The 4177-nt window shown below is 48.2% G+C and carries 4 protein-coding genes; 1 reads left to right on the forward strand and 3 read right to left on the reverse strand.

Annotated features, from left to right (window positions below; genetic code table 11):
- The coding region (locus tag Q0241_RS20355) for a hypothetical protein (protein ID WP_299380915.1) at positions 1-477 on the forward strand (477 nt) is incomplete at its 5' end.
- A gap of 43 nt (positions 478-520) precedes the next feature.
- Here the strand turns inward: Q0241_RS20355 and astB are convergent.
- The 3 genes from astB to Q0241_RS20370 all read right to left on the reverse strand — a co-directional run.
- Positions 521-1870 carry an N-succinylarginine dihydrolase gene (gene astB, locus Q0241_RS20360; protein WP_299380916.1) on the reverse strand — a complete coding sequence of 450 codons (1350 nt, stop codon included), beginning with the start codon at positions 1868-1870 and terminating at the stop codon, positions 521-523.
- Between the two features lie 4 nt (positions 1871-1874).
- Positions 1875-3362 carry a succinylglutamate-semialdehyde dehydrogenase gene (gene astD / locus Q0241_RS20365; RefSeq protein ID WP_299380917.1) on the reverse strand — a complete coding sequence of 496 codons (1488 nt, stop codon included), beginning with the start codon at positions 3360-3362 and terminating at the stop codon, positions 1875-1877.
- On the reverse strand, positions 3359-4177 hold an 819-nt coding region (locus Q0241_RS20370), incomplete at its 5' end, for an arginine N-succinyltransferase (protein WP_299380918.1). The genes Q0241_RS20370 and astD, both read right to left, overlap by 4 nt.

The following is a 4177-nucleotide window of genomic DNA, read 5'->3' on the forward strand; positions in this document are numbered from 1 at the left end:
GTTGGAGAAGCACTGGATCCATATTTGCCTTTTGACGTCTTTAAACAAGAATACTGGAAGTACCTCTCCATTGATTTTGATGATCATTTCGGAGAATCAGCATCTTATAAGGATTTGATAGAGCGCGGTACCTTAGCGCTTATAAATGGCATTATTTTGGATATTTTGTATCAACCTGTGGCATCAATGGAAACGGCGTGGGGAGAGCAAAAGATTAGTTTTGATGAGATCATACCGTATGTAGAAGCGTATCGGCCAAGTTGTCAGATGCTGGAAAATGGTAAAACATTAGTTCTAGATGCGTTGAATTTTATTCAACAACTGACATGGAATGATGTCGATGAAAATGGAGATATCATCTCTTTCGATACATCAGTGCAAGCGATATGGTTTGATGAAAATATCGCACAAGAATATTTTAGAACTGTTGTAAACCGTTCTTGTCGCGGACAAAAAAGATCCCGAGTGATACGATGATCACTCGGGATAAAAGAAGCTTAAGTCAGGACGGGAATCCGACCTAAGCCCGCTGGAAATCGTATAGTTTGCCAAGATTTAGAATGTTGGTTAGTTCTTCGAGGGCTGCGCGAACTTCATATAGAAGTGCTGGATCTTTGATATCGTCAGGCGATAGTTCATCCCGATAGTGTTTGGAAAACCAAGCCTTTAGATCTTCGTAGAGGGCTTCATCAAGCAGAACACGTGCGCCCAGATTGCTTAAATCATCATCGCTGAGGACAACACGCAGTCTAAGGCATGCCGGACCGCCGCCGTTTTTCATGGATTGGCGAAGATTGAAGAACTCTACATTACTAATGGCACCGCCTTGTTGAACAAGATCTTCCAGATATTTTTTTACCCGTGGATTTTCCTGACACTCGATAGGGGCTATCAAGGTCATGGCATTGCTGCCACTGCCTGAAGGTGAAATCAGCTGGCTGTTGAAGAGATAACTTTGTACAGCATCTTCAACGGATACCTGATTGTCGGGAACCTCGACAAAAATCATGTCACTGTTCGGGAGCTTCCTGTTCAGCTCTTCTTTGACAGCATCAGTATTGAGAAAAGCCTTTTCGTGATGGAACAGAACACGTCCGTTACCAACCGAGATGACGTCGTTGTGGAAGACACCCTGATCAATCACGTCGGGATTTTGTTGCGCATAAACAACCCGATCTTCAGATAGGCCATGGAGACGAGCAACAGCCTGACAGGCTTCCAGTGTTTGTCTGGCCGGGAATTTTTTGGGACCCGGCGCGTTTTTGCGCAGGGCTTCGACACCATAAACGAAGAACTCTACGCCGGGGTCGCCATAGTTGGTGCAAAAACGTGTGTGGTTCGCGGCACCTTCATCCCCGAAATGGTGGCTGCCGTGTAGGGCAGGGTGATGAGCAAAGCGGCTCTCATCGGCAAAGATCGTCTGTAGCGTACGTCCGGTTGTCGGATGCTCAATAGAGCGATGAAACATGGAGATCAGGTTGGCCGGGGTGAAATGTGTTCTGCCGTCCTTTGTATCTGGACGCGGAGATACCGTTCCTGCATTTGCAACCCACATTGAAGAGGCAGAGCAAGTACCTGCAAAGAGAGCTGGGTTTTCCTCTGCCGCTTTCGTAAGGATGTCACTTTCGTTTCCACTATAACCCAAACCGCGAAGGGTTGGTAGGTGAGGACGTTCCTGGGGTGGTAAAACCCCCTGCTTCATGCCCATATCTGCCAAGGCTTTCATTTTCTCCAACCCTTGCAAGGCAGCACCTTTGGGACTTGAAGTTCCTTTGGCTGACTTATCGGATGCTATGTTGCCATAGGAAAGACCTGCAAAGTTATGTGTCGGGCCGACAAGACCGTCAAAGTTAACCTCGTAATAAGTCATCAGCTTATCCCTTATCGTGCAGGGTGATCCCAGGCGTCAGCTGTGCAGGCACATTAAGCGTATCGGCTTCAAGGGAAGCGACAGGGTAAGCGGCATAGTCCGCGGCATAGAAAGCACTTGGGCGATGATTGCCACTGGCACCAACACCGCCAAAGGGGGCTGATCCACTGGCACCTGTCAGCGGACGGTTCCAATTCACGATCCCGGCACGGCTTTCGACCCAGAACTTTTCCCAAAGGTCTTTGTTATCCGTTAGAATCCCAGCGGAAAGACCAAAGCGGGTGTTGTTTGCGACATCAATGGCTTCGTCAAAATTAGCAACGCGGATAATTTGGAGGAGAGGGCCAAAATATTCTTCGTCTGGCAGGTCTTTGATGGCTGTAACATCAATTAAACCGGGTGTTAAAAATGGCTTACCTTCATAAAGGCGTTCCAAGCGCTTGATAACTTTACCGCCCAGTTTCTCAAGATTATCCTGTGCTGCAAGCATGCCATTCGCTGCAGCGTTGGAAATCAAAGACCCCATAAAGGGTGGATTATCTTGATCATCCTGTCCGACTTTGATGCCATCAATCTGTGCGGCGAGAGTTTCGATAAACTTATCACCTTCTGCCCCTGTTGGGACGATCAACCTGCGAGAACAAGTACAACGCTGTCCAGAGGTGACATAGGCTGATTGTATGGTGTGATAAGCAGCAGCTTTATGATCGCTTGCCTCCATAACAACCAGTGGGTTGTTACCGCCCATTTCCAGAGCCAGAATTTTACCGGTTTTACCTGCGTATTGGCGGTGCAATAGCTCGCCTGTTGCGGAGCTACCAGTGAAAAAGAGGCCATCAATGCCATCATGTCCGGCTAGGGCTATGCCTGTTTCCTTGGCACCTTGTACCAGGTTAAGGACGCCCGCAGGAAGTCCGGCGTCATGCCACGCCTGCATCATAACTTCGGCAACCATCGGGGTCAGGTCGCTGGGTTTGAAGACGATGGTATTGCCTGCAATCAGCGATGGTACGATGTGCCCGTTAGGCAGGTGGCCGGGGAAATTATAGGGTCCGAAGACAGCAACAACGCCGTGAGGTTTGTGGCGTAGGGTTGCTTTCAGTCCTTCGCCCATTTGATTTTCATGATCGCCTGTACGTTTTTCGAAAGCATCTAGGGACAGGGCAACCTTCCCAATCATTGCTGCGGCTTCGGTTTTAGTTTCCCAAAGTGGTTTCCCGGTTTCCATTGCAATCGCAATAGCGATATCTTCCTGCCGCTCTTTCAAAAGGTCACGGTATTTGGTGATGATTTCAATGCGACTGTCTAATGAAGCGAGCGCCCATCCACGTAGCGCAGAACGTGCTGCGATAATCGCATCGTTTACATCGTCTGCTGTTGCGGAAGCCGCTTGCCAGATGACTTCGTTGTTTGCCGGGTTGGTTGAGGAAAGTATACTGCCTTTGCCATCGCGCCACGCGCCATTGATATAAAGTTTCTGTGCTAGGCTCATGACTTGTTCTCCCGGAATTTTACGTAACGTACTTCATCGCCATCTTTCAGGCGGAGCGCGTCGATGGTTTCTTGTGTAAGTTTGATTGATTTCGTGTCTTCCAGCTCTGCGGGTTGAAGACACATACGATAAGCATCGATATTCGCGTTACTGATCATATAAAGATTTGATTGATCTTCTGCTGCGACCTGTTCTGTTGTGCCGCTAACAGAGGCAACACGACTTGATTGTAAGGTTTTAATGTTTCTGGTTGGAACCTCTACAGAGGGACCGCCGTCAAAAACATCGACATAACCGTTGAAGTTGAAGCCTTCTTTTTCAAGCAGACGCAAAGCCGGGCTGGATGATTCGTGTGGCTTGCCGATAACTTCCTGTGCTTCTTCCGGAAGCAGATCGATATAGATCGGGTACTTTGGCATCAGATCTGAAATGATCTGGGTTCCTTTGACAGAAGAAATCTTGTCTGCGTTTTCAAAAGCAATGCCGAAGAATTTTTCGCCGAGATGCGTCCAGAAAGGAGAGGAACCGTCATTGTTTTGCCAGCCACGCATTTCGGCCATCACCGTGTCGCCAAAACGATCCGGGAAATCCGCCAAAGTTAAATAACGGCATCTGGACAGAAACTGACCGATACCGGGCTGGCGGTATTCTTTGGAAAGATAAAGCGATCCAATCTCAGTTGCGCCGGTGTAGTCGTTCACTAGCATCATGACCTTCATTTTACGTGTTGTTTCCAACTCGGATGAGGCATTGACTAATGTCGATATCTTATAGGAATAGAAGGGGTACTTTAACCCAACCCCGGCGTATACAGC

It is taken from the genome of uncultured Kiloniella sp. (genome assembly GCF_937128705.1).
In the GTDB taxonomy this organism is placed as follows: Bacteria; Pseudomonadota; Alphaproteobacteria; order Kiloniellales; family Kiloniellaceae; genus Kiloniella.

What these genes read in the sequence shown, in the direction of transcription:
- astB (WP_299380916.1), bottom strand. Translation starts at nt 1,870, where the DNA reads ATGACTTATTACGAGGTTAACTTTGACGGTCTTGTCGGCCCGACACAT.
- astD (WP_299380917.1), bottom strand. Translation starts at nt 3,362, where the DNA reads ATGAGCCTAGCACAGAAACTTTATATCAATGGCGCGTGGCGCGATGGC.